Origin of the sequence: Shewanella sp. SG44-2, from assembly GCF_014164215.1 — a bacterium.
GTDB classification, from domain to species: domain Bacteria; phylum Pseudomonadota; class Gammaproteobacteria; order Enterobacterales; family Shewanellaceae; genus Shewanella; species Shewanella frigidimarina.
Genome location: NZ_JACJEU010000007.1, coordinates 155,171 through 178,598, shown reverse-complemented (window position 1 = coordinate 178,598; position 23,428 = coordinate 155,171). Strand labels below are relative to the sequence as shown.

At 39.6% G+C, this 23,428-nt stretch carries 23 protein-coding genes, 2 tRNA genes and 1 pseudogene; 10 read left to right on the top strand and 16 right to left on the bottom strand.

Annotated elements, in window-relative coordinates; all coding sequences use genetic code 11:
- The first annotated feature begins 20 nt into the window (after nt 1-20).
- The gene (locus H5181_RS07975) at nt 21-656 is read left to right on the top strand and encodes an OmpA family protein (RefSeq protein ID WP_182750708.1); all 636 of its coding nucleotides are present in this window, start codon (nt 21-23) and stop codon (nt 654-656) included.
- A 92-nt stretch (nt 657-748) separates the two neighbouring features.
- On the top strand, nt 749-850 hold the full coding sequence (locus tag H5181_RS20975) for a 5'-nucleotidase (protein ID WP_404948497.1): 102 nt from the start codon (nt 749-751) through the stop codon (nt 848-850).
- A 768-nt stretch (nt 851-1,618) separates the two neighbouring features.
- Here the strand turns inward: H5181_RS20975 and H5181_RS07970 are convergent.
- The 3 genes from H5181_RS07970 to H5181_RS07960 form a co-directional block, all read right to left on the bottom strand.
- A tRNA-Val gene (locus H5181_RS07970) sits at nt 1,619-1,695 on the bottom strand.
- Nucleotides 1,696-1,743: 48 nt separating this feature from the next.
- Nucleotides 1,744-1,820, bottom strand: a tRNA-Val gene (locus tag H5181_RS07965).
- 329 nt (nt 1,821-2,149) lie between these two features.
- Nucleotides 2,150-3,511 carry an MATE family efflux transporter gene (locus tag H5181_RS07960; RefSeq protein WP_182750707.1) on the bottom strand — a complete coding sequence of 454 codons (1,362 nt, stop codon included), beginning with the start codon at nt 3,509-3,511 and terminating at the stop codon, nt 2,150-2,152.
- Nucleotides 3,512-3,540: 29 nt separating this feature from the next.
- On the opposite strand from H5181_RS07960, the gene H5181_RS07955 reads away from it, so the two are divergent.
- Nucleotides 3,541-4,155 carry a riboflavin synthase gene (locus H5181_RS07955; RefSeq protein ID WP_011637490.1) on the top strand — a complete coding sequence of 205 codons (615 nt, stop codon included), beginning with the start codon at nt 3,541-3,543 and terminating at the stop codon, nt 4,153-4,155.
- 63 nt (nt 4,156-4,218) lie between these two features.
- Here H5181_RS07955 and H5181_RS07950 read toward each other — a convergent pair whose 3' ends face one another.
- A complete protein-coding gene (locus H5181_RS07950; RefSeq protein ID WP_182750706.1) occupies nt 4,219-4,419 on the bottom strand; it encodes a CPXCG motif-containing cysteine-rich protein in 201 nt (66 codons plus the stop codon).
- A gap of 493 nt (nt 4,420-4,912) precedes the next feature.
- Between H5181_RS07950 and thrS the strand changes: the two genes are divergently transcribed.
- From thrS to H5181_RS07925, 5 genes are all read left to right on the top strand, one after another.
- Entirely contained in the window at nt 4,913-6,841 is a 1,929-nt protein-coding gene (gene thrS / locus H5181_RS07945; protein WP_011637488.1) for a threonine--tRNA ligase, read from the top strand.
- A 3-nt stretch (nt 6,842-6,844) separates the two neighbouring features.
- Nucleotides 6,845-7,387: a translation initiation factor IF-3 gene (gene infC, locus H5181_RS07940; protein ID WP_081430133.1), complete on the top strand. Its 543-nt coding sequence runs from the start codon at nt 6,845-6,847 to the stop codon at nt 7,385-7,387.
- Nucleotides 7,388-7,470: 83 nt separating this feature from the next.
- On the top strand, nt 7,471-7,665 hold the full coding sequence (gene rpmI / locus H5181_RS07935; protein WP_011496149.1) for a 50S ribosomal protein L35: 195 nt from the start codon (nt 7,471-7,473) through the stop codon (nt 7,663-7,665).
- A 16-nt stretch (nt 7,666-7,681) separates the two neighbouring features.
- A complete protein-coding gene (gene rplT, locus H5181_RS07930; RefSeq protein ID WP_011637486.1) occupies nt 7,682-8,041 on the top strand; it encodes a 50S ribosomal protein L20 in 360 nt (119 codons plus the stop codon).
- 549 nt (nt 8,042-8,590) lie between these two features.
- Nucleotides 8,591-9,784, top strand: a complete 1,194-nt coding sequence (locus H5181_RS07925; protein ID WP_011637485.1) for an amino acid aminotransferase — start codon at nt 8,591-8,593, stop codon at nt 9,782-9,784.
- 199 nt (nt 9,785-9,983) lie between these two features.
- On the opposite strand, the gene yvcK is transcribed toward H5181_RS07925, so the two are convergent.
- Nucleotides 9,984-10,940: a uridine diphosphate-N-acetylglucosamine-binding protein YvcK gene (gene yvcK / locus H5181_RS07920; RefSeq protein ID WP_182750705.1), complete on the bottom strand. Its 957-nt coding sequence runs from the start codon at nt 10,938-10,940 to the stop codon at nt 9,984-9,986.
- A 269-nt stretch (nt 10,941-11,209) separates the two neighbouring features.
- Between yvcK and H5181_RS07915 the strand changes: the two genes are divergently transcribed.
- The gene (locus H5181_RS07915; protein WP_182750704.1) at nt 11,210-12,028 is read left to right on the top strand and encodes a glucosaminidase domain-containing protein; all 819 of its coding nucleotides are present in this window, start codon (nt 11,210-11,212) and stop codon (nt 12,026-12,028) included.
- Entirely contained in the window at nt 12,021-12,674 is a 654-nt protein-coding gene (locus H5181_RS07910) for a DUF2987 domain-containing protein (RefSeq protein WP_182750703.1), read from the top strand. Before H5181_RS07915 ends, H5181_RS07910 begins: the two co-directional genes overlap by 8 nt.
- A gap of 79 nt (nt 12,675-12,753) precedes the next feature.
- Here H5181_RS07910 and ttcA read toward each other — a convergent pair whose 3' ends face one another.
- The 11 genes and pseudogenes from ttcA to ccoN form a co-directional block, all read right to left on the bottom strand.
- On the bottom strand, nt 12,754-13,692 hold the full coding sequence (gene ttcA / locus H5181_RS07905) for a tRNA 2-thiocytidine(32) synthetase TtcA (protein WP_123777458.1): 939 nt from the start codon (nt 13,690-13,692) through the stop codon (nt 12,754-12,756).
- 90 nt (nt 13,693-13,782) lie between these two features.
- A complete protein-coding gene (gene uspE / locus H5181_RS07900) occupies nt 13,783-14,712 on the bottom strand; it encodes a universal stress protein UspE (protein WP_011637480.1) in 930 nt (309 codons plus the stop codon).
- Between the two features lie 98 nt (nt 14,713-14,810).
- The gene (etrA, locus tag H5181_RS07895) at nt 14,811-15,563 is read right to left on the bottom strand and encodes an electron transport transcriptional regulator EtrA (RefSeq protein ID WP_041412942.1); all 753 of its coding nucleotides are present in this window, start codon (nt 15,561-15,563) and stop codon (nt 14,811-14,813) included.
- A gap of 329 nt (nt 15,564-15,892) precedes the next feature.
- A complete protein-coding gene (locus H5181_RS07890) occupies nt 15,893-16,582 on the bottom strand; it encodes a sulfite exporter TauE/SafE family protein (protein ID WP_182750702.1) in 690 nt (229 codons plus the stop codon).
- A gap of 155 nt (nt 16,583-16,737) precedes the next feature.
- Nucleotides 16,738-16,902 (bottom strand): annotated as a pseudogene (ccoS, locus tag H5181_RS20705) (cbb3-type cytochrome oxidase assembly protein CcoS); the annotation flags it as partial.
- The gene (locus H5181_RS07880; protein ID WP_182750700.1) at nt 16,899-19,292 is read right to left on the bottom strand and encodes a heavy metal translocating P-type ATPase; all 2,394 of its coding nucleotides are present in this window, start codon (nt 19,290-19,292) and stop codon (nt 16,899-16,901) included. The pseudogene ccoS and the gene H5181_RS07880, both read right to left, overlap by 4 nt.
- 57 nt (nt 19,293-19,349) lie before the next feature.
- Nucleotides 19,350-19,829, bottom strand: coding sequence for a FixH family protein (locus tag H5181_RS07875; protein WP_011637475.1), 480 nt, complete (start codon nt 19,827-19,829; stop codon nt 19,350-19,352).
- 116 nt (nt 19,830-19,945) lie between these two features.
- Nucleotides 19,946-20,914: a cytochrome-c oxidase, cbb3-type subunit III gene (gene ccoP, locus H5181_RS07870; RefSeq protein WP_182750699.1), complete on the bottom strand. Its 969-nt coding sequence runs from the start codon at nt 20,912-20,914 to the stop codon at nt 19,946-19,948.
- 5 nt (nt 20,915-20,919) lie between these two features.
- The gene (locus tag H5181_RS07865) at nt 20,920-21,096 is read right to left on the bottom strand and encodes a cbb3-type cytochrome c oxidase subunit 3 (RefSeq protein WP_011637473.1); all 177 of its coding nucleotides are present in this window, start codon (nt 21,094-21,096) and stop codon (nt 20,920-20,922) included.
- Between the two features lie 9 nt (nt 21,097-21,105).
- Nucleotides 21,106-21,732 carry a cytochrome-c oxidase, cbb3-type subunit II gene (gene ccoO, locus H5181_RS07860; protein ID WP_011637472.1) on the bottom strand — a complete coding sequence of 209 codons (627 nt, stop codon included), beginning with the start codon at nt 21,730-21,732 and terminating at the stop codon, nt 21,106-21,108.
- A 12-nt stretch (nt 21,733-21,744) separates the two neighbouring features.
- Nucleotides 21,745-23,172, bottom strand: a complete 1,428-nt coding sequence (gene ccoN / locus H5181_RS07855) for a cytochrome-c oxidase, cbb3-type subunit I (RefSeq protein WP_011637471.1) — start codon at nt 23,170-23,172, stop codon at nt 21,745-21,747.
- Nucleotides 23,173-23,428: the final 256 nt, after the last annotated feature.

Genomic DNA, 23,428 nt, shown 5'->3' with positions numbered 1-23,428 from the left:
TACTTAGGTGATTAACTGATATGAAAGAAAAACCAAGTGAATGGATTGCTATTTCAGATCTTATGGCTGGGGTTATGGCTGTTGTCATGCTTTTACTTGTCGTGGCAGTGTTACAAAAAAGTGTAAGTGATCTCCGTTATCAAGAAGAACTCGCTAAGGCACTTGAACAAAAAGACGATCCAGTGCTTAAGGTTACTAAGCTATTAGGTGAAATGTTGAAAAACTCTGATACTTCTAATTTAATTGCTTTGGACAAATATACCAATAGACTGACACTCCGTGATGGGGTATTTGAAAGAGGGAGTGCATGTTTAAACCCCGAAGCAATAGCGGCAGTAAATGCTATTCAAAGTGAGTTAGTGAGATTCCTAATCGATAATCCTAACGCTATGATATTAGTAGAAGGTTATACGGACAATATTCCAGTTAGTAGCCCTGTGACGGATTATAAAAGGTTCTGTACTGTGTATGATGATAATTTTACGCTATCAGCAGCTAGAGCAAGAGAGGCAAGGCGTGAACTTATTGGAACACTGGATGTTGATACTTCAAAACGAATTGTTGTCGCAGGATACGGTGAATCTAAACCTCTCTCTGGTATTGATCCTTCTGATCCAAGAAACCGTCGAGTAGAAGTGCAACTGCTAATTCAATAAGAGTGATCATTACAACATTTAAAGCTCGTACAATTTATCTAAATAGAGTTCTGAGTTGTTATCGGTACTTATGAATAAACAAGGATGTTTTTATGCCACTAGATCTCTCTAATACATTAGTCGTTGGTATTTCAGCCACGGCCCTATTTGATATGTCGGAATCTAACCAAATTTTCAGGGAAACCTTTAAGTAGCCCTCTGATACAGTAATTGAAAAACATTTAGCTGTTATGTTTGAACATGACGTTGTCGATACACTGGAGTAATAAATATTGGTTATGCCACTTGGAATATGGCTTGCCAGTGTGAAAACATCGGTTCGAAAAAAGAGCAATACTGTCGATCGGATGTTATTCTTGGAGTTCCGCAAGAGTGCCCAAAGTGTAAACATACAACTTTTAAGTTTATAAAAATGTCTAAGTCAGCATCTTTATTTTAGGTGCTAAGAAAGGTCGTTTATAAGAAATAAAATGACATTTTTTGCTTAGAGCAAGTTTATACGGTTCTAATCATTTGTAGTAATTTTATTAATGCAGAGCTTCGGTTTTGCTGAACGTGACAACTGAATTAACTTGATGATTTACGAACTGATTGTTCACAGATTTATCGTTTCATTTTCATACTCAAACACAATTATTGGCATGATTACTCAAACAATTAATCTTTTTTGGATAAACATATTCTTAGACGATAGTGGTCACACTTTTGAGGTTCAAAAATCACTTGCGCCAACATGTTTGGCACGAAATGGGCACAAAACGTCATTTTGGTGTTTTTTGCCTATTGTTGTGAGTTTTATTTATTTTATAGTCTGATTTTAACAAGAATGAAATTGTATTACTTATAGATTCGAAAAATGACTGGTTGGCACGAGATTAATACGATTTGGCACAGATATATTTTTACTGTAGAGAATTTGGTAATAAAAAAAGGTTTTTAAAACGAGGAGTTACAGCAAGAAATGGTACAACCGAGTGGATTCGAACCACCGACCCCTACCATGTCAAGGTAGTGCTCTAACCAACTGAGCTACGGTTGTATTGTTTACTTTTATTACAATTCCAATGTTTAGACTCTTTGAAAAGAGTGGTACACCCGAGTGGACTCGAACCACCGACCCCTACCATGTCAAGGTAGTGCTCTAACCAGCTGAGCTACGGGTGTATTATTTACATTTATTACAATTTCAATTATTAGACTCTTTGAGAAGAGTGGTAAACCCGAGTGGACTTCTATTATTTAAACAGAATACCGACACCTGCCATTTGCATTTGTGAAGAGTGTAGTGCGACTCTTTCTAACAGCTGAGCTACGGGTGTATTGTTTAACGTTTGCTTTAAATACTTTTGCTTCAAAGCGGACGCTATCTTAGGGGGATAGGCTATTGCATGCAAGCAAAAAAAACATTTTTATGACTAAACGGTGATTTGCTGTGCAACTTGATTCAAGCTTAAGCAATGTGAGTCGCTTAAGCTTGTAAAAAATCAATTAGATTAGCCAATCTGTTGAAACTCAAATCCTTTCTTTTGAATGTATTTCAATCTAATAGCAAACAAAATTGCTGCAGAGGTTAAACCTGCAATTAAGCCAATCCAAAAACCGTGTGCGCCCATAGGTTCAACAATTAAATTCGTATACCCTAAAATATAACCTGTTGTCATGCCGATCACCCAATACGAGAACAAGGTAATGTAAAATGCACTACGAGTATCTTTATAGCCGCGTAATGCGCCAGCTGCGACAACTTGGATAGAATCTGATATCTGATAAAACGCAGCTAGCATCATTAGGCTGCCAGCTAATGCAACCACTTCAGGGGTGTCATTATATAGCAGTGCGATTTGGTGCTTAAAGGTGACGGTTAGTATCGCGGTAAAAATAGCTAGCGTTAATGATAACCCTAAACCTACTTTTGCAACTAAGGCCGATATTTCTGGTTGCCCACGGCCAAGGTAATAGCCAATTCGAATAGATACTGCAATACCAATTGATAGGGGCAGCATAAATATAATTGACGAGAAGTTGAGGGCGATTTGATGGCTTGCAACGACGTTAGCACCTAATGGCGCTAAAAATAATGCGATGACAGCAAACAGGCTTACCTCAAAAAATAATGCCATCGCAATCGGCATACCCAATTTGGTCATAGACCACATACTGGCTAAATGAGGACGAAAAAACTGTTTGAATGGCGCGAGCTCTTTAAATGTTTTATCCACTAACATGTAAATAATCATGGCGGCTAACATAGCCCAAAACACTAATGCAGTTGCAACACCACAACCAGCACCGCCCATAGCGGGAATACCAAAACCACCATAAATAAACACGTAATTGGCGGGTATATTGACGGCTAATCCGATAAATCCAATGACCATTGTCGGCATGGTATAAGAAATCCCTTCACTGCAACCGCGTAATACCTGATACAAAACGAAAGCAGGTGCTCCCCACAAGATAGCATCTATATAACCCACGGTTAATGCATGCAGTTTTGGTTCTAAATGCATAAAATCGAGTAAATATGTTGAAGATGAGAGAAACAACATCACCCCAATACCGCCAATTATGGCAATATAACCCGCCTGAAAAATGAGTGATGGAATGATTTGTTGATTATTCGCCCCGTGATGTTGCGAAAATACCGGGGTAAAGGACATTAATAAGCCTTGAACGAATAATATAGCAGGTAGCCACAAACTGGTCCCAACGGCGACGGCTGCCATATCCACTGCACTCACACGGCCAGCCATAACAGTATCAATAAAACCCATCATGGTTTGTGTCACTTGAGCTATCAGCACAGGAAGCGCTAATTTTATCAAGCGTGAAATTTGAAAACCTGTATTATTCATTAAAAAACCTATAGTGGATCGAGAGAAATATGTTTACTGGTATAGTCCAAGCCACATGTGAAGTGGTATCGATTAACAATGCAGCAGGTCTTAAAACCTTTGAAGTCGCAATGACGCCAGAGTTAACACAAGGATTAGTGACTGGTGCTAGCGTAGCCAATAATGGCGTTTGTCTTACCGTAACCAAGATACTAAATGATAAGGTTTTTTTTGATGTAATGGAAGAAACATTAGCCGTAACTAACCTAGGTAATACCAGTGTCGGCGACAAGGTCAATATTGAGCGTTCATTAACGTTTGGGACTGAGATTGGTGGGCATATATTATCTGGTCATGTACACACTCTGGCAACTGTTAAGGCCGTCAGTGACACCAACGAACATTACAATATAGAACTACAAGTTGAGCCACAGTGGATGAACTACATCTTTTATAAAGGATTTGTGGGAATAAACGGTTGCAGCTTAACAGTAGGAAAAGTCAGTGACAGTGGTTTTTTGCTGCATTTAATACCTGAAACCTTGAAGTTGACCAATTTGAATCATTACAGTGTTGGTGACAAAATTAATATCGAAATAGACAGTCAAACACAGGTGATTGTTGATACTGTTGAGCGAATTTTAGCTAAAAAGCAGCTCGCCTAATCACCCAACTGAATATTGAACATTAACTTGCCTGCTTTGAATTTTAAGCAGGCGAGCTAGAAATTAATAAATTTGTTCGTCCTCAGAACCGATATGAAGTTCAATTGTACGACGGTTATCATCTAGGTGCATTCTAATGTGTATCGGATTGCAACAAATACGACAGTCGTCGTAATACTCTTGATCTCCAGAACTTGCATCTAAAGTGACGTATTGATGATGTCCGCAATGTGGGCAACAAATGGCACGCGATAGTAATCTCATAGCTAATACTCCTCACTGACTCCTTTTAAATAAGTATAGTGAGCATTTCATATTTTGGATCATCCCTAAGAATGATTCTATTTGTGGCAAATATAATTCACTCAAAAAAATTAATGTGTAACGATTTATAATTTTATTAATATTAATCACCGCATTAACTTGATAGTTTAATTCATTCAATGAAATTGGTATCGTTAAATCAAAATCGTTAGAACCTACATAGCATTGTCAATACAGTCTCCGCCTAAAATTATCATTCGCTAATACAGTCAACTCACGTGATTAATTTGACTTAAACATGCTATTTCTGGCAGTTATTGACCGCATGATGGTTGCGCAATAATCCGCTTATCACATAGAATAGAGACTTACGTTTTTGGGTAACTAAGACTCCTGTACTGTCTTGATTTCATTAACGTGCTCTCGTTCAAAAAGAACATACTTAATTACCATGTGGCCCTACGTGTGGGTCACCACTGGAAAAGGAAATTTCATGCCTATTATTACATTGCCTGATGGCAGCAAACGTGAGTTTGCCAATCCTGTATCGACTCTTGATGTTGCATTAGACATCGGCCCTGGTTTAGCAAAAGCGTGTATTGCTGGCCGGGTAAACGGTGAATTAAAAGATGCAACTGACTTAATCACTGCAGACTCAGAATTAGCTATCATCACGGCCAAAGACGAAGAGGGTGTTGAAATCCTTCGCCATTCCTGTGCGCATTTATTAGGTCACGCGATCAAGCAAATGTGGCCAGAAACCAAAATGGCAATCGGCCCGGTTATCGACAACGGTTTTTATTACGACATCGACTTAGACCATAAGCTGACGCATGAAGACATCGAAGCCCTAGAAAAGCGTATGCTTGCATTAGCCAAAACTAACTACGATGTGGTTAAAAAGGTTGTATCTTGGCAAGAGGCCCGCGATGCATTTGATGGTCGTGGTGAAGAATACAAAATTGCTATTTTAGATGAAAACATCAGTAAAGACGCAACACCAGCGCTTTATCACCACGAAGAATACATCGATATGTGTCGTGGTCCTCATGTGCCAAACATGCGTTTTTGTCAGAACTTTAAGTTAATGAGCGTTGCTGGTGCATATTGGCGCGGTAACTCTGATAACAAAATGCTGCAACGTGTATACGGAACAGCATGGGCCGATAAAAAAGCCCTGAAAACTCATTTAGTGCGTTTAGAAGAAGCGGCTAAGCGTGATCACCGTAAAATTGGTAAACAATTAGATTTGTACCATATGCAAGAAGAAGCACCAGGAATGGTGTTTTGGCATAACGATGGTTGGAGCATATTTTTAGAACTTGAGAAATTCATTCGTCAAAAACTAGGTCAATACACTTATCAAGAAGTGAAAGGCCCACTAATGATGGATCGCGTGTTATGGGAACGTTCTGGTCACTGGGATAAATACGCAGAAGCCATGTTCACTACTAATAGCGAAAACCGTGAATACGCGATCAAGCCAATGAACTGTCCTGGTCATGTACAGATTTTCAACCAAGGGTTAAAATCTTATCGTGACTTACCATTACGTATGGCAGAGTTTGGTTGTTGTCATCGTAACGAACCATCTGGTTCACTTCACGGTTTAATGCGCGTACGTGGTTTTACTCAAGACGACGCTCATGTTTTCTGTACTGATGATCAAGTACAAGAAGAAGTCAGTGCATGTATCCAAATGGTATATGACACATACGCTACATTTGGTTTCGATAATATCGTGGTTAAACTGTCAACTCGCCCTGAAAAGCGTATTGGCGACGACGATATGTGGGACCGAGCTGAAGACGCTTTAAAGCAAGCTCTTGCCAATAATAATATTAAATATGAAATATTACCGGGTGAAGGCGCGTTTTATGGTCCAAAAATCGAATTTACTTTGCATGACTGTTTAGATCGTGCATGGCAATGTGGTACAGTACAACTCGATTATGCATTACCGACTCGTTTGGGTGCCACTTATGTCGCAGAAGACAACAGTCGCCAGACGCCAGTAATGATCCATCGTGCTATTTTAGGTTCTTTAGAACGTTTCATAGGTATATTGATAGAAGAATACGCCGGTAAATTCCCAACTTGGCTTGCTCCAATGCAAGTAGTTGTAATGAACATTACCGACAAACAAGCTGATTATGTTGAAGAAATCGTTAAATTCTTCAAAGAACAGGGTATTCGAGCATCTTTTGACTTGAGGAATGAGAAAATAGGCTTTAAAATACGCGAACACACCCTAAGACGTGTGCCTTATTTATTGGTCGTTGGTGATCAAGAAATGGAAAATAAGGAAGTAGCGGTGCGTACACGTGACGGTATCGATTTAGGCAAGTTAAAACTAGAAGATTTCGCCGCGATGATACGTCAACAGATTTCGCTCCGTAGTCTCAAATTGTTGGAGGAATAGGTCATAAAGATCAAAAGAACAGCAGGGCGACAGCCAGCCCCTAATAGAATCAATGATGAAATCACTGGTGTACCTGAAGTCCGTTTATCAGGTTTAGATGGTGAGCCAATTGGTATATTAAGTATAAAAGAAGCTCAGAACGTTGCAGATGAAGCCGGAGTTGATCTTGTAGAGATCAGTCCCAATGCTGAGCCTCCTGTCTGTCGCATAATGGACTACGGTAAGTTCCTTTTTGATAAAGCGAAAGCTCAAAAAGAACAAAAGAAGAAGCAGAAACAGGTCCAGGTTAAGGAAATTAAATTCCGTCCTGGCACTGATGAAAACGACTATCAGGTAAAACTACGCAACCTGATTCGTTTTCTAGAAGATGGGGACAAAGCGAAAATTACGCTGCGTTTCCGTGGTCGCGAAATGGCACACCAAAACCTAGGTATGGATCTTTTGAACCGTATCAAGGCTGATTTGGAAGAGTATGCGGTTGTTGAATCTTTCCCGAAAATGGAAGGTCGACAAGCAATTATGGTGCTAGCACCTAAAAAGAAATAGTAGGGCAACCCTAAAGTAGCAAAAGTCTCTTGAGGCTTTTGCTCGCCTTACGTTTATTAACGTCCCAATGCGGAGTTTTAGAAATGCCTAAAATGAAAACAGACAAGGGTGTAGCGAAGCGTTTTAAGAAAACCGCTAATGGTTTCAAGCGCAAGCAAGCACACTTACGTCACATTTTGACCAAGAAAAGCACTAAGCGTAAGCGTCACTTACGTGCTAAATGTTTAGTTGCTAAATCTGACGTTCCAGCAATCGCGCGTCAACTACCATACGCTTAATTTAGGAGTTTAGAAAATGCCAAGAGTTAAGCGTGGTGTAACCGCACGTGCTCGTCACAAGAAAGTTTTAAAATTAGCTAAAGGTTATTATGGCGCTCGTAGCCGTACTTACCGTGTTGCTGTTCAGGCAGTAACTAAAGCTGGTCAATATGCTTACCGTGACCGTCGTCAGAAAAAACGTCAATTCCGTCAGTTATGGATTGCACGTATTAATGCAGCGTCTCGTCAAAATGGTCTGTCTTACAGCCGTTTCATTAACGGCTTGAAAAAGGCGTCTATTGAAATCGATCGTAAGATTTTGGCTGACATCGCTGTTTTCGACAAAGTTGTTTTTGCAACTTTAGTTGAGAAAGCAAAAGAAGCGTTAACTAAGTAATTAGTTTGTCGCTTTAAAAAGAGGAACCTTCGGGTTCCTTTTTTTATACTTATTTTTTATACCACCTGTATTATTAATAAATTGAGTTATCCTGTTTACTCCCAAAAAACTGTCTTAATTTGAGCACTTTCTCTGTGTTCATAAAATTGATGATGATTAGGGCCTGTTTATCTTTAAAGATAAACGTTGCTGTGGTTGCCAATGTTATACAAGACTTAGTTTATGATATAAACATTCAATACGAGTCAGCGGCAATGCAGTTGAATAAAGCTATGAACGTAGCACTGAATAGTGCAACTAAACGACAAATCATTTTTTGAAAGATTATTAATGATTAGGTGTTACTCAATTCGGCACACTTAGTACAAATAATCTGTTTATCCAAATGTATTTTGACCATGAGAATGCCCAGAGCATTAAAATATTTTGCGCTGTTTTTATCAATTTTGTATTTTTATCTCAACAATCAAAAAACTCACTACTCACAAGGGACATAGAGTGGTATAACTAAGCAAAATTTGTCTATTCACCTCACTTAGGATAGTTGTAATGATCTTTTCTCAAGTAACACTTGCTCCAGCAGATCCCATCTTAGGCTTAACAGATGCTTTCAAAGCAGATACTCGCTCTCACAAAGTCAACTTAGGTGTTGGCATTTATAAAGATGAAGCTGGGCAAACGCCGGTATTATCTTCAGTAAAAAAAGCTGAAGCTATTTTACTTGAAACCGAAAAGACCAAAAATTATCTCGGTATTGAAGGTGTACAAGCTTACAACCAAGTGGTTCAAGAATTACTCTTTGGAGCTGATAGCCAAATTATATCGGATAAACGAGCGGTAACAGCGCAAGCACCCGGTGGAACGGGTGCATTACGGGTAGCGTCAGAGTTTCTCGTCCGAAATACTAAATCAACAACTATTTGGGTTAGTAATCCTACTTGGGCCAATCACCAGAATATTTTTGAAACAGCAGGATTAACCGTTAAAGAATACCGCTACTACAAAGCTGAAACACATGACATGGATTTCGATTCAATGTTGGTTGATTTAGCCAATGCGAATGCCGGTGATGTTGTTTTACTTCATGGCTGCTGTCATAACCCAACGGGTATTGATTTATCGATTGAACAATGGAAATTAGTTGCCAAGGTTTGTTTGGAAAAATCATTGTTGCCATTATTTGATTTTGCTTACCAAGGTTTTGGTGCCGGCATTGATGAAGATGCGCAAGGTTTACGAGCGGTTGCAGCCGTGGTACCAGAGTTATTGATTGCAAATTCATTTTCTAAAAACTTTGGTTTATACAACGAACGTATTGGTGCGGTAACCATCGTCGCTGAAAATCAAGATGATGCAGTAAAAAGCTTTAGCCAAATTAAAAAAACTATTCGCGCAAACTATTCCAATCCTCCGGCACATGGTGGATTAATTGTTAGTACCATTTTAGCTGATGCTACACTGCGTCAAGAATGGGAAACAGAATTAACACTAATGCGAGAACGTATTGCTGAGATGCGCAGTTTATTTGTGCAAAGCCTAAAAGCTGAAGGTGTTGAACAAGATTTCAGTTTTATCTCTCGTCAAAATGGTATGTTCAGCTTTTCTGGTTTGAACAAAAGCCAAGTTGCACGTTTAAAAGATGAGTTCGCAATTTATATTGTCGGCTCGGGTCGTATTAGCGTTGCAGGCTTAACGAAAAATAATATTCCAGCGGTTTGTAAAGCTATAGCTCAAGTGATTTAGTTTTACTATTGTGATACAAAAATGGCTGCAATATGTAGCCATTTTTGTTTGCCATTTCAATATTCATACCTAAAAAATCACAACGATAGCCAAGTGTTCATCAAATCAAAAATCACTTCAGTGAGCAGTCTGTCTATAAAGCAAATCAATAACGAATGTTAAACGTTTTGAGCGTCGATATAACCCAACATCGATAAGCTTATTTCATATTGCAATGACGGTATTGTGCCATATCAATTGGCGTGTGGTATAAGTCACAAACTTGGCTAATCGCTTCAGCTAATGCGGTTTTATCATGTAATCCCGGATGGTGTTGACTGACTAAAGGAAAGTGATTAAAACGAACACCATTAATGTTGGAGTAAGACAGCTTAATTTCATCTGCATGCTGAATAACATCAGCAATCACTTCTTTGCCTATTACCTGGTTAAACCAAGCAATTTTATCTTCAATACTAAAAGTGCTTGCAGGGGAGTACTCAGCCGTTAAGTTATCAATTAACATGACATGTGCGTTTGAGTCACGAATGCTCTTGGCAATTTGTGGCAGCAATAAAGGTGGCAGTATGCTGGTTAAAAAACTGCCCGGACCGATAATAATCAAATCAGCTTTTACTAATGCATCGCATGCCTCTGATGTCGCCTCAACTTCAGGTTCCAAAGATAACGCAATCGGTGCTTCCTTCATGCCATCAACATTGAGTTCACCAAACACTTTATTACCACAGTGGGTAAGTGCTACAAGATGAGTCGAAGCCTCTGACATCGGAATAATTTGTGTTTCAATTTTAAGTAAGCCACGAATTAGATTAACCGCTTCAAGTGGTCTTACACAAAGTTGATCAAGTGCGTGTAATACGACATTACCTAAATTATGCCCAGAAAGTTCATTATCACCGGTAAAACGATGATCAAATAACATTGAACCTAACGATGGACGATGTGCAAGATGAGAAAGACAATTACGTAAATCCCCCCATGCAATAGTTTGCTGATCTTGCCTAAGTCGACCGGTAGAACCGCCATTATCCGTAGTTGCAACAATGCCCGTTAATCTTGGGCCTAAAAAAGATAATGAAGCAAGAATTCTGCCTAACCCATGTCCGCCACCGATGGCTACCACATGGTGATAATTATTGAGTTTATGATTCAACATAATCTGTGCTCAAGTCCTTGAGTTGTTGAATAAGACGATAAGCAGCCAATACAAGACCGCACCGTAATTACATATAATCAATTTTAACTGGATATAGTCTTTAAAGTGTAATTAATTTTTGTTTTTGTGGATGATGACTTAACATACCGTGATCCATTACGGGTAAGTACGCAATCTACAAAAGGGGTTTACTGTATCCCATCGTTTTTTAAGGTTATAATTAGTAAGATTAATAAGTTGAAAATCAATTTTTGATAAGGCAGGTAATATTGAAGATAGGCAATGTAGGTCAGGTGACATTTGCATTAGGTTTAGCCGTTGTTGCTTTGTTAGCGATGCGACTGTTCATTTTTCCTAATACTAGTCAAGTATCAGTATCATCTGGTGCGCGTCAGCTGAATAATATTGACCTAGGTAAAGTGCCAATGTTTGCTGAAATAGAAGATGTTGCCACTAAAAAACAAACATTTTTTGATTTTTTACGTCCTGCCATTGAATCACAAAATCAGATAATTATTCACGATCGTCAATTTTTACTGGCCGTTATTGAACAAATTGATAATGGTTTAGGGTTAAGTGAACATGATAATGATAGATTGACATCTATTATTGCTAAATATCAATATGATGTTCAAGCATTTACTCGCATAACGTTAACGCCATTATTAAAGCGTATCGATATTATTCCAGTCGATATGGTATTAGTACAAGCGGCCAATGAAAGCGGTTGGGGCAGTTCACGTTTTGCTGTCGACGGGTTTAACTTTTTTGGCCAGTGGTGTTTTATTGAGGGCTGTGGTTTAGTGCCATTAGCAAGAGCTGATGGCAAAATCCATGAAGTTGCAGTATTCGATTCACCCAAAGATTCCATTATTGCTTACATGATCAATTTAAACACCAATTCCGCGTATCGTTTATTTCGTTCTATTCGTGCCGATTTACGGGCTCAAAAAGTTAAACCAACAGCCGAGAAATTGGTTTATGGGTTAATGAATTATTCAGAACGAAAAGATGAGTACATTGATGAACTCCTCGAAATGCTTAAACACAATAAGCCTTATTTACAAGGGAACAAAGCTAATGCGTAATCGTACGCTACTTAACGGATTTATTTTTATATCGACTATTTTTATAGTGAATAGCAGTTTTGCTGAAACTGTTTCTTTAGAGTACAACGGCTTTTATGATCGATTAAAGCAAGTCAACAAGCAAAACTATCCACTAGTTGAGCTAGCTTTTAGTGTTCCTATAACACCTGATTGCACCATAGTATCAGGCAGTATTACCACCGAAAAAGAACAGTTTCCGTTAACATATACCAAGCAACAACGTTTATTTATTCCTTACGATCCACAGCTTAAATCTGACCGCGGCTTGGTGAATATTAATGTGGTGGGTGATGCTGCTCAATGTGGAATTGCCATGCAAGTTCGCGCTAAAGAAACTAAACAAAGTTTCACTCAAACAGAACTATTAGCATTAACTAACGATATGAATAAACTGCTTGATGGCTTACAGGGTTTTCCAATGAAGTATTTTAGAAAACCGATTAATGGACTCACGTTTGAGTTTGCTGAAATACAAGCTGATGACAAAACAATTAAAGTTGTTATAGATGATGTTGAATCAATGGCTAACGAGAAATTCACTTTAACACTCGAACAAATCACTCAGCTGAAAAACATTTCATTTACTCACAAACCCAGTGTTGTCAGTCCTTTCGTTTCTCAGTAACCTAAACTCGGGATAAATAATAGTAAAAAGGCGTTGATATCAACGCCTTTTGTTTATCTATTAACATCTAATATATTGATTATGGCTTAAACGTTGCTACCACATCGATTCTATTAATAATGTCTAAATTGATATGACCATTATTACTGATATCAACAAAATCAAAAGCAGGTAAGTCAGCGTCGGCTACATCACCGGTGTTAACAGCATCGGGATTACGCTTTAATGATATAAAATCAAAATTATCGCGATCAACACCTTGTGAAGGTGAGGTGTTCTGCATTGCAGTAAAAATAGTTTCAATACGACCAGGGTGTTGCTTATCCCACATTTGTAACATGTCTTTAACTGCGCCACGTTTTAAGTTTTCTTGTGAGCCGCATAAGTTGCAAGGAATAATAGGAAATGATTTTAGAGTTGAATATTCTTCAATATCTTTTTCACGGCAATAGGCCAATGGACGAATGACCATATTAGCGCCGTCATCAGACAATAGTTTAGGCGGCATTGCTTTTTGTTTGCCAGCGTAGAACATATTCAAAAACATGGTTTCAATAATATCGTCACGATGATGACCTAAAGCAATTTTTGTTGCGCCAATATGTTGGGCAAATCCATAAAGAGTGCCGCGACGTAATCGAGAGCAAAGTGAACATGTCGTTTTGCCTTCAGGGATCTTTTCTTTAACGATAGAATACGTATCTTTTTCGAGAATATGATAAGCCACGCCTAACTTATCTAAATAAGCAGGTAACACGTGCTCAGGAAAACCTGGTTGCTTTTGGTCTAGGTTAACAGCCACAATTTCAAATTTGATTGGGGCACGTTGTTGAAGGGTTAATAAAATATCCAGCATGGTGTAGCTGTCTTTGCCGCCGGAAAGGCAGCACATAACACGATCACCGTCTTCGATCATATTGTAGTCTGCAATGGCTGAACCGACTTCATGTCGTAGACGCTTTTGCAGTTTATTCATACGAGTAATATTTTGTTTAGCGATTGTATCAACTTCAGACATAAAAATGCGCCCAGTAACCAAGTGTTTCAGGGCGCGTATTATTCCAGTATTCGAGGTCAGGGTAAAGTAGTTAACCTATTCTATTGGAGACTAATCTTCTAAAGGTGATTTATAGCCATCAGGTTTAATCGCTAACAAATCACAATTAATGCTGTCGATGACATGTTCAGCAGTATTACCAATTAATGCAGCTGAAAAACCAGTGCGACCAACTGTACCCAGTACCACTAGTTCGGCATCTAATTTCGCCGCCATTTCTGGAATCACATCTTCAGGCAAACCTTCTTCAACATGACAATTTTCAAGTGGAATATTATATGCTTGCGCTAAATATTGTACTCGTTGTTCATGTTGCATCCGCACTGTGTTGTTATACACATTGGCATCAAAGTCGGGCAGTTCAATAGCCAAATTGACTGGCGTACCAGGGTATCCATTAACTAAGTGAACACTGGCAGAGAATTTTTTGGCCAAATCGAGAGCGTGATTAATAATTTTGCCATTAAGAGTTTGATGATCTTCATCTTCAGTCACTACATTAACCGCACAAATAATTTTTCCAGCCACTGGCCAATCGTGTTCTTTGACTAATAAAACAGGAACAGGAGATTTACGCATTAAATGCCAATCAGTAGGTGTAAAAATAACGGCTTTTAATTTGTCATGTACGTGGGTGCTTTTAACAATTAAATCATAATTGCCTTTCATCGCATGGTTAATCACACTTTCGAAAGGGCGGTTATGCCAAACTACTTCGGTATTAATTTTTATATTGAGTTTACTGAAACCATCAATGGCATTTTCTAACCAAGCGACTCGTTGATCAATAACACCTTGGCGCATTGCTTCACGTTCTTGACTAGACAAAATTGAGGTCATTTCATAAGAGAAGTCAAAAATAGATAAAAATGCAGTTATCTCTGCCTGACTTTTTGACGCTAATTCAACAGCACGTGCCAATGCGGGTTGATGATCCGTTGTAGGATTAATCACCACTAATATCTTTTTATAATCCTTCATATAACCTCCAAAGCTGTTGAGTTTTTATTTACATTACCTGTTGATAGTATTACCGTTTGCTAATAAATAAACTTTGAGATAGATCATATATATCAAATTTAAGTGGCGATGCGAGCATTTCCTGCAAGGGTACTTAATGCCGAGTGATCGATAATAGAAATATACTTACCTTTGACCTCAATTAAACCTGATTTTTGAAACCGCCCTAATAAGCGGCTAATCGTCTCAACTGTTAGGCCTAAATAGTTGCCGATATCACCACGAGTCATTGTCAGACGGAATTCATGAGGCGAGAAACCTCTATTACCAAAGCGATTAGCCAGGTTATTGATAAATGCAGCTAAACGTTCTTCGGCATTTTTCTTTGAAAGCAGGAGGATCATCTCTTGATCACTCATAATTTCATTACTCATTAAACGCATAATTTGCTGGCGCAGCTTAGGCATCGATCCAGATAAATCATCTAATGTGTCATAGGGGATTTCACAGACCATTGAGGTTTCTAGCGCTTGGGCAAAGCTTTGATGGCGTTGTGCATGAATACCATCAAAACCAATGACGTCACCGGCCAAATGGAATCCAGTAATTTGCTCATCACCTTGCTCAGTGATGGTATAGCTTTTGATTGTACCGGAGCGAATTGCATAGAGGGACTTAAGCACGTCACCAGACTTAAAGATAAGGTCACCTTTTTGAATGGGTTTTTTACGTTCAATAATGCTGTCGAGTTTATCAAGCTCATCATTGTTTAACGTGAAAGGGATACACAGGGCTTCCATACTGCAGTCGTGACAATGAATGGCGCAACCGCTAGTTGATGGACGACGAGGTTTAATCAAATCTGAAGACATACCCATTCTCAATTTATGAAGACGTTATCATGTTATACCATTTTGCCTTAATAAGGTACTCTTCGACACCAGAGTCTTACCTACTAAATAAAGAGAACAGACACTGTAATAATGACATTTTAAAGCGCAATTGTAACTCGCTTCGCTTCGACGCATTGCAGATATAATCGCTTATAACTAATACCTATCTAAAAAACATTCTACATACTTAACGGCTTAACTCATAAGCATTGATTTTAATGATAAAATTCATTAATAAAAACCTGTGTAAGGTAGTTTTAAATCTGCTCTAGCTTAAAATTAATATAGGCATATTTAAAAGTAATTGACTAGGTGAGTTGATTAAAAGCAATGTAAAGCGTTTGCAATCCAAACAACACCAAAAGTCCGCCACTGAATAATCTCACTGCTCGCTTTTGTACCCATTGGGCCAAGGTTTTAGCTGCTAATCCCGCCGCAAATAAAGCGGGTAAAGTACCTAAACCAAAAGCGAACATAATCAAGCCACCTTGTAATGCACTACCAGATGCAACAGACCAAGTTAATGTACTGTACACCAGGCCGCAGGGGAGCCAGCCCCATACCATACCCGCCATAACGGCTTGGAATGGATGAGTAATGGGGATAAATTTACGCGTTAAAGGTTGTAAGTATCGCCACAACACTTTGCCAACTTTTTCAATATGAACGATTCCAAACCATATCTGAGCAATATAAAGGCCGGTAAGAATCATCATGGAGCCCGCAAAAATGCGAAGAAAAATTAAATAACCATCAACATCAAATAAATGACCAAGAGCGGAGACACTACCACCGACAATGGCCCCAGCCACCGTGTAACTAAAGATACGTCCAAAATTGTAGCCACACAGAAATGTCAGTTGCGTGCCTAAACGTGTCTGTCCATTGGTGGGTATGTTTGCCGAAAAAGCCCCAATTAATCCGCCACACATGCCAAAACAATGTGCAGCGCCCATTAAACCAACAATAAATGCACCACCAACATTATATTCAATCACTGGGTTTACTCTGGTTTAGTGTGAGTAGTAGATGAAGCAGCAGAACCAACTGTATTTTGTTGGGCAACATCGGTACTAGCAGAACGGTTAATTGGAGAGCTGTTAGTTGGAAAATCATTAGTTGCAGAGCTGTCGTTGGAAGAGTCGGCATTAGCACTGCTGTTTTTGTTCATGCTGTTTTCGTCTTCATCGAATAAAATAGACACGCTTTGTCTATCTAAATCATCAAATTGCTCAGACTTTACTGCCCAAAAGAAAATAGAGACTGCTATCAATACAAACAACATCGCAATAGGTATTAATACGTAAATGATACTCATAATTTTATCCTAAGAAGGCGTAAACTATTGCTCACCACAATCAGTGAACTAACCGACATGCCAATCGCGGCAATATACGGGGCTACATGTCCGGTAACTGCTAATGGCAAAATAACCATGTTATAAGCAAAAGCCCATAACAAATTTTGATGAATAATGCGCTGTGTTTGCTTAGCGACATCAATAGCATCATTAAAACGTGACAAGTGATCGCCTAGTAAAATTAAGTCAGCACTATTTTTTGCAATAGCACTGCCGCTTCCCATTGCAACAGACAAGTTTGCTCCAGCAAGTACTGGCGCATCATTAATGCCATCTCCAAACATAGCCACATTGGCTTGTTGTTGTAATTGGTTCACTAACGCTAACTTATCTTGCGGCGATAAACCTGAATGTACATCTGAAATACCGAGTTTACTAGCCAAAAACTCAACATGTCCCGAATTATCACCACTGGCAATACTGATTTTTATATTGGCCGCTTTTAACGCATTCACGGTGGCTAAACTGTCGACTCTTAACTCATCAAGCATTTCAATTTTAGCGATCAATTTGTTATCGACAGACAGATATATCCACTGGGTTTCAATTGCCTGTGAAGCCGCTACATTTGTGTCTGGGGTAACAAATTGAGCCGTACCAATACAAACTTGCCGTTGACCGATACTCGCGCGAATACCTAAACCTATATGATGATCAACATTTTCGACAAGGTGTTTATTATCATAAAAAGGTTTAAATGCTAGTGCGATGGGATGTAAAGAGCCTTGCTCAATTGCTGCAGCCAACGATAACACTTGCTCTGATGAGTATTCGCCAAAGGTTTGCACTTCACCAATCGATAATTGACCGCAGGTTAAGGTTCCTGTTTTATCAAACACCACATGATCAATTTTAGTCAGTTTTTCAAAAATGCCGGCCTTGCGCGGAATCACACCTAACTTGGTAAAAATAGCCGTCGCACATGTCACTGCTGTCGGCGTTGCAAGGGCGAGGGCACATGGACAAGTGGCAACTAATACCGACAAGGTGATCCAAAAGGCATCATCAGGAGAAATAAATAACCAAACACAATAAGTTATTGCTGCTATCGATAATATGGTCGCGGAAAAGTATCGAGCTAAACGGTCGGCCACCAAAGCAATAGCCGGTTTGTTGTTTGATGCAAGTTCTTGTAAGCGAATAATTTCAGCCACGAGTTGATCTTGGCCTAACGCAGTGACTTTAACTTGCAGAGGTTGTTCGACATTAATGGTTCCGGCATAAACGGTATCATTAATTTGTTTACCTATTGGCATTTGTTCGCCGGTTAGCATGGCTTCATTGACGCTTGATAGGCCATTAACCACCTCAGCATCTGCTGCAATGACTTCACCTGGTTTGACCAAAATAATATCGCCAATGACGAGTTGTTTAGCAGCAATCTCAGTAATCTCGCCATCACGGTATAAATGTGCGGTTAAAGGAACCAGTTTATGTAAATTACTCGAACTAACAGAGGCTTTTTGTCTTGCTGTTTGTTCAAAATAGCGGCCGAGTAATAAGAAGAAGGTAAACATGGAAACAGATTCAAAATACACTTCACCATTGGCTTGAATCGTCGCGACACAACTGGCGATATAAGCACCTAAAATAGCAATGGAGACAGAGACATCCATATTAAGCTTGCCACTTAATAAACTCCGAAGCGCACTGAAATAAAAGGGTTGAGCTGAATACAACACCACTGGAGCAGCAAAAATTAAACTCACCCAGCGGAAGTAATCGCGAAACTCGACATCTAGGTCGGTAAAGTATCCAGTATATAAGGCAAGGGCAAACATCATCACCTGCATGGTGGCAAAGCCTGCAAGTCCTAAACGAAGTAAAAATTTACGACTGTCTGCTTTTGATTGTTTTTCTTGTTCATCAACTTGGTAGGGCGCGGCTTGATAGCCAATTTTACTGATAATCTGCAAAATTTCACTGAGCTGAATAATTTGACTATCCCAACTTACCAATGCGCGTTGTGTAGTTGAGTTAACCAATACATTGGTGACACCAGCAATGGGTTTTAGTTTATGCTCAATTAACCATGCACAAGCGGCGCAGGTAATGCCGTCGATAGACAAAGAGGTCGAATCAATAGCCCCTTGTTTATGGACAAAGTCTTGCTGTACTTCAGGTAGATCATAAGCACTGTATTGCGACAATTGCTCAGGTATCAAAGCAGTTTGACGATTGCCCGGCTCACTACGAAATTGATAATAGCTGCTTAAGCCAGCATCCATAATCGCTTGCGAAACCGCCTGGCAACCTGGGCAGCACATAGGTTGTGGTTGCCCATTAATCACGGTTGTAAACTGTTCACCCGTTAGCACCGGCTCATTGCAATGAAAGCAAGATGTCATCTATTTATACCAGCTTAATTACATATGTCATCATTCAAAAACTTAATCGATTTACTATTAATTTAGCCAATATTCAACGTCATCTTTAATATCAATACGTTGTTGTATACGCCACTTAGCATCAAATCCTTCTATGCGCACTTCCCAAGGGCCGGTAATCGCAGCATCTAATGGGATGTGATAAACATAATTAGCATCGGCCGTTGCATTGAGGCTGAAATCTTTAGCTTCAATAGTCGGATGATAAAAACGTACATTCAGCGCAGCGCGATATTCAGGGCCACCGTGTTGAGTGATAGTTAACTCTTGATCATCGACAGTCACTAAAAATTTCATTCCAATCTGCTGAGCATACTTAATTTTGCGCAAATCCATGTTAATCGCTTTGCCTTGCTTATAATAATCTTCGGCAACTAATGAATCAGAATTATCTAGAGCAATTTTTAGTGTGGTTAAACTGGCAATAACGGCACACATTGGCAAGATGATTAAAAACCAAGGCCAAAACTGCTTATACCAAGGGAGTTGATCCGACATAATACGTCCTAAAATGGTGTTAATAATTCGGGGGCTATTTTACCCCGTAATGGCTTAATAATCACTTAAAAAAAAGGCCTCGATAATCTCGAGGCCTTGTTGTTACTCATATGTAACTATTTGTTTGATAAGCTATAAACATAAGCAGCTACGACATGGACTTTCTCTTCACCAAGAATGTCTTTCCATGCTGGCATGACGCCTGCGCGACCATTAGTGATAGATTCTGCAATCACACCACGGCTACCGCCATACAACCATACGTTATCAGTTAGGTTAGGCGAACCCATGAATTTGTTGCCTTTTGCATCCATACCATGACACGCAAAACAACCTTTCATAAATGAACCTTGACCTTGAGCGGCTAACGCTTCGTCATGTACACCACCAGAAAGTTTAACTACGTATTCAGCAAGACCTTTAATCTCGCTGTCTTCGATAGGTAAACCACCTTTTGGCGGCATCATGCCGTTGCGACCGTTCATGATAGTGGTTTTAATAGTGGCTAGTTCGCCGCCATATAACCAATCACTGTCGGTAAGGTTAGGGAAGCCTTTAGAGCCACGAGCATCAGAACCATGACATTGTGAACAGTTTTGTAAAAACAAACGACCGCCCACTTTTAATGCTTCAGGGTCTTTTACTAGCTCTTCTAACGGTGTCGCTAAATATGCCGCAAAAATTGGACCGTATTTTTCGTCAGCATGGGCCACTTCGCGGTCATATTGAGATAAACGGTTGTCAGCTTTTGCTGCTTCAAGCGCTGCAGCTGAGTCGGCTTTAATGCCTTTTTCAGTACCAATACTTTGGTTCGAACTTGTCCAACCAAACAGACCTTTGTAGTTACCTAGGCCTGGATATAGAGCTAAATAGATCACACCGAATACGATGGTTAAATAGAACATGTACGCCCACCACTTTGGTAGTGGGTTGTTCAGTTCTTCAATACCATCAAAACTGTGGCCCATTGATTTACCTTCTTCAACACCGGTGTAATTATTATTAACCAGTTTTAGAAGGATAAAACAACCAGCAATGACCACAATCGTCAGTACAGAAATCCAAATGCTCCAGAAGTTACTCATAATCATTACTTCTGATCTCCCGAGTCTTTTGACATTTTTGCAAGTTCATCTTCTGTAAACACCAAGTTAGCCGCTTCGTCAAATTTTGACTTGCTATGCTTACTGTATGCCCAAAAGAAAATGCCTACAAAGGTCACCATAACAACTATGGTTAAAATACCTTGAAAAGTACCATAATCCATTATTGCCTCCTATTTGAGTGCGTGACCCAAAGATTGCAAATAAGCGATCAGCGCCTGCATTTCTGTCTTGCCTTCAACCGCTTTTTTAGCGCCAGCAACTTCTTCATCAGTGTAAAGATCATTACCTTTGTAACCGCCTTTATGCAGGTTACGCAGAATAGTCATCTTGTCACCAGTGAGTTCGCCGTCTAGCTTATTTTCAGCTAACCAAGGGAAACCAGGCATGTTTGACTGTGGTACAACGTCACGAGGATTAATTAAATGCACTTCGTGCCACTTATCACTGTAACGTCCACCAACACGGGCTAAATCAGGACCAGTACGCTTAGAACCCCATTGGAAAGGGTGGTCCCAAACAGACTCGCCAGCAACAGAATAATGACCATAACGTTCTGTTTCAGCACGTAAAGGACGGATCATTTGGCTGTGACAGTTGTAACAACCTTCACGAACATAAATGTCACGACCTTCAATCTGTAAAGCAGTATAAGGAATAAGACCTTCAACAGCTTCGGTAGTGTCTTTCTGAAATATCAGTGGAGTAATCTGCACCAAACCACCAAAGCTAATGGCGATAACAGTGAAGATAGCAAGCAGGCCGACATTCTTTTCAATTAATTCATGATTAAATTTCATCGAATCTGCTCCTTAAGCTTCTGCAATAGCAGGTAATGAATCTTTAGACGCTTTAACGGTACGGATAACGTTATAGGCCATAATAAACATACCGGTTAAGAAGAAACAACCACCAATAAAGCGTACAAAGTAGAATGGGTACGAGGCTTCTAAACTCTCAACGAAACTATACGTTAGTGTTCCATCAGAGTTAACCGCACGCCACATAAGACCTTGCATAACACCAGAAATCCACATACTCACGATATATAAAACAGTACCGATAGTCGCTAACCAGAAATGGACGTTAACCAGCTTCATGCTGTACATACGACCATGACCAAATAGCACTGGAATTAAGTGATATAAAGAACCAATAGACACCATTGCAACCCAGCCTAGCGCGCCAGAGTGAACGTGACCAATAGTCCAGTCAGTATAATGAGATAAAGCATTAACTGTTTTGATTGCCATCATTGGGCCTTCGAAGGTAGACATACCGTAGAAAGACAATGAAACAACTAAGAAACGTAATACAGGGTCCGTACGCAGCTTATGCCACGCACCAGACAAGGTCATAATACCGTTAATCATACCGCCCCAAGATGGTGCGAATAGAATTAATGACATTACCATGCCTAATGACTGAGTCCAGTCAGGAAGGGCAGTGTAATGTAAGTGGTGAGGACCAGCCCAAATGTATAACGCAATCAACGCCCAAAAATGGACAATTGATAAACGGTATGAATACACTGGACGACCAGCTTGCTTAGGCACGAAGTAATACATCATCCCCAAGAAACCAGCAGTAAGTAAGAAGCCTACCGCATTATGACCGTACCACCACTGAACCATCGCATCGACTGCACCGGAGTACAGAGAGTAAGACTTAAACAAGCTTACTGGTACTGCCATTGAGTTAACAATGTGAAGTACTGCAACAGTAATGATAAAGGCACCAAAGAACCAGTTTGCCACATAAATGTGGGACGTCGTTCGTTTAGCGATTGTGCCAAAGAATACAATTGCATAGCTAACCCAAATAATCGCAATCGCGATATCGATAGGCCATTCTAATTCTGCATATTCTTTGCCTTGGGTAAAGCCCATTGGTAAAGTGATAGCAGCTGCAATAATAACGGCTTGCCAACCCCAGAACGTAAATGCGGCCAATTTGGGCGCAAAGAGACGGATTTGACAAGTGCGTTGCACAACATAGTAGGATGTAGCGAAAAGAGCTGATGTTCCGAACGCGAATATCACCGCATTGGTGTGTAATGGTCGTAAACGACTATACGTTAACCAAGGAGTGTCGAAGTTCAGTTGTGGCCAGATTAACTGAGCCGCAATCAATACACCCACTGACATACCAACGATTCCCCACAAAACTGTGGTTAGTGCGAATTGGCGGACAATAGTGTAGTTGTAATCAGCGCCTGTAGACTGGGAATGGTTCATCATAATGCTTCCACGGCTTATTACTTATACTTTTAATATTTAGTAAAGCGAGCTTTACCAGTTAGATTAACAAGTGGTCATAAAACAAACTAATTAATGCTGTTTTTAATGCCATTTGTCAAGGTGTTACCTCATGTTAATTCTCTCTAGCATGAGGCGGTGTAATGATACTTGAGCTAAGTCAAAAAAGATACTTAGCAAAAGGTATCAAAGTTGATCTAGATCAATCTGTGAAAGATAATGTTACTCACTCAACCAT

Excerpts from the sequence above, each read along its gene's own strand:
- H5181_RS07880 (WP_182750700.1), bottom strand. The coding sequence starts at position 19,292 with ATGACATCTTGCTTTCATTGCAATGAGCCGGTGCTAACGGGTGAACAG.
- H5181_RS20975 (WP_404948497.1), top strand. The coding sequence starts at position 749 with ATGCCACTAGATCTCTCTAATACATTAGTCGTTGGTATTTCAGCCACG.
- ccoN (WP_011637471.1), bottom strand. The coding sequence starts at position 23,172 with ATGATGAACCATTCCCAGTCTACAGGCGCTGATTACAACTACACTATT.
- H5181_RS07950 (WP_182750706.1), bottom strand. The coding sequence starts at position 4,419 with ATGAGATTACTATCGCGTGCCATTTGTTGCCCACATTGCGGACATCAT.
- rplT (WP_011637486.1), top strand. The coding sequence starts at position 7,682 with ATGCCAAGAGTTAAGCGTGGTGTAACCGCACGTGCTCGTCACAAGAAA.
- thrS (WP_011637488.1), top strand. The coding sequence starts at position 4,913 with ATGCCTATTATTACATTGCCTGATGGCAGCAAACGTGAGTTTGCCAAT.
- yvcK (WP_182750705.1), bottom strand. The coding sequence starts at position 10,940 with ATGTTGAATCATAAACTCAATAATTATCACCATGTGGTAGCCATCGGT.
- H5181_RS07960 (WP_182750707.1), bottom strand. The coding sequence starts at position 3,511 with ATGAATAATACAGGTTTTCAAATTTCACGCTTGATAAAATTAGCGCTT.
- ttcA (WP_123777458.1), bottom strand. The coding sequence starts at position 13,692 with ATGTCTGAAGTTGATACAATCGCTAAACAAAATATTACTCGTATGAAT.
- H5181_RS07875 (WP_011637475.1), bottom strand. The coding sequence starts at position 19,829 with ATGTCGGATCAACTCCCTTGGTATAAGCAGTTTTGGCCTTGGTTTTTA.
- H5181_RS07975 (WP_182750708.1), top strand. The coding sequence starts at position 21 with ATGAAAGAAAAACCAAGTGAATGGATTGCTATTTCAGATCTTATGGCT.
- H5181_RS07925 (WP_011637485.1), top strand. The coding sequence starts at position 8,591 with ATGATCTTTTCTCAAGTAACACTTGCTCCAGCAGATCCCATCTTAGGC.
- H5181_RS07910 (WP_182750703.1), top strand. The coding sequence starts at position 12,021 with ATGCGTAATCGTACGCTACTTAACGGATTTATTTTTATATCGACTATT.
- uspE (WP_011637480.1), bottom strand. The coding sequence starts at position 14,712 with ATGAAGGATTATAAAAAGATATTAGTGGTGATTAATCCTACAACGGAT.
- H5181_RS07955 (WP_011637490.1), top strand. The coding sequence starts at position 3,541 with ATGTTTACTGGTATAGTCCAAGCCACATGTGAAGTGGTATCGATTAAC.
- ccoP (WP_182750699.1), bottom strand. The coding sequence starts at position 20,914 with ATGAGTAACTTCTGGAGCATTTGGATTTCTGTACTGACGATTGTGGTC.
- ccoO (WP_011637472.1), bottom strand. The coding sequence starts at position 21,732 with ATGAAATTTAATCATGAATTAATTGAAAAGAATGTCGGCCTGCTTGCT.
- etrA (WP_041412942.1), bottom strand. The coding sequence starts at position 15,563 with ATGTCTTCAGATTTGATTAAACCTCGTCGTCCATCAACTAGCGGTTGC.
- rpmI (WP_011496149.1), top strand. The coding sequence starts at position 7,471 with ATGCCTAAAATGAAAACAGACAAGGGTGTAGCGAAGCGTTTTAAGAAA.
- H5181_RS07865 (WP_011637473.1), bottom strand. The coding sequence starts at position 21,096 with ATGGATTATGGTACTTTTCAAGGTATTTTAACCATAGTTGTTATGGTG.